This is a genomic window from Maricaulis maris (assembly GCF_049116555.1).
Classification (GTDB): domain Bacteria; phylum Pseudomonadota; class Alphaproteobacteria; order Caulobacterales; family Maricaulaceae; genus Maricaulis; species Maricaulis maris_C.
Genome location: NZ_JAGDYT010000016.1, coordinates 1 through 628 on the forward strand (window position 1 = coordinate 1; position 628 = coordinate 628).

Here is a 628-nt window from a genome sequence, read left to right on the forward strand (position 1 = left end):
AGAAGTCACCAATGGCGAAGCCCGTCACAGCTTCCGAGAAGGTCGCGGTGATCGTGAAAGCGCCCGAGGTCGGGTCCGAGGCACCACTTGTCAGCGTTATGGTCGGAACGGTTTCATCGTTCTCGATCGAGAACTGCGTCGCCGCTGTATTGTTATTGCCGGCGCTGTCCTGGGCGGCGGCGGCGGCCACATCGACCGTCACCGAACCATCAGCGGCCGGAGTGATCGTGGCTGTGTAGACCGTCGCACTGGTTGCCGAGAAGCTCGATGCCGCACCATTGCCAACCGAGAAGTCGCCGATGGCGAAGCCCGTCACAGCCTCCGAGAAGGTCGCGGTGATCGTGAAGGCTCCGGAGACCGGATCGGCAGAGCCGGTCGATAGCGCGACGGTCGGAACGGTTTCATCGTTCTCGATCGTGAACTGCGTCGCCGCTGTATTGTTATTGCCGGCGCTGTCCTGGGCGGCGGCGCCAGCCACATCGACCGTCACCGTGCCGTCGGCGGCCGGAGTGATCGTGGCGGTGTAGACCGTCGCACTGGTCGCCGAGAAGCTCGACGCCGCACCATTGCCGACCGAAAAGTCACCAATGGCGAAGCCCGTGACCGCTTCCGAGAAGGTCGCGGTGAT

1 protein-coding gene is annotated in these 628 nt (G+C 63.7%); it reads right to left on the reverse strand.

Translation table 11 applies throughout. The features are described 5' to 3' along the window. Positions 1 to 628: Ig-like domain-containing protein (locus JXQ94_RS13900; RefSeq protein WP_421924387.1), on the reverse strand; the 628-nt coding region annotated here is incomplete at both ends.